Origin of the sequence: Chryseobacterium lathyri, from assembly GCF_003290185.1 — a bacterium.
GTDB lineage: Bacteria > Bacteroidota > Bacteroidia > Flavobacteriales > Weeksellaceae > Chryseobacterium > Chryseobacterium lathyri.
In genome coordinates, this window is record NZ_QNFY01000045.1 from 1 (window position 1) to 688 (window position 688).

General features: G+C 39.7%; 1 pseudogene. It reads right to left on the bottom strand.

Annotation, left to right across the window (positions count from 1 at the left end):
* Positions 1-688 (bottom strand): annotated as a pseudogene (locus DRF61_RS22450) (ceramidase); the annotation flags it as partial.

Here is a 688-nt window from a genome sequence, read left to right on the forward strand (position 1 = left end):
TGTAATGAAATAGTCCATATTCTGAGCCAGTGAAGGCTTCTGAACATTGATCAGGTTGTAAGGTTTCACTTTCAGGTAATCAGCTGCCGTAATGGATTTGTCTTCATATTTTGCTCTCAGTTCATCAAAAATCTGTTTTGCCTCAGGATTGTCTGCCACATCTTCATTGGCATAATTAAAGGTAAAGTCAGGAGCTCCGTACATAGAAATGTAGTTTGCCATTACGTCTTTATCCTCATTAAACATTCTTGGCATTAAGCTGATCTGAGACTGGCTGAATGTATAATTGAACCGGTCCCCAGTTTTTCTGTAAGTTCCGGTTTTTTCATCTTTTTCATAGATTTCTCCGGTTTTCTTCGTTTTGAAGCTTCCGTCTTCATTCTTCTCAATTCCGTTGGCATCAAGGAAAGCGGTATAGTTTTGACCGTAGATAGTCGGCCAGTCACCGTATTGCTCCCTGTTGTAATAATCCAGCATACCAATGGCAGTATCAGGATCATTAAGGTTCATTGGTGGATTCGCATTCGCTCTGATAGGAATAACCATCCAGCATGAGAATCCAATGATCATATAAACCACCGACAGTGCGGCCGTCTGATATATATTTTTCTTTGCTCTTCTGGCATATTTAATCAGGAGATAAGATATTACAACCATCAGAATAAATGCTACTATCGTTCCTGAATGG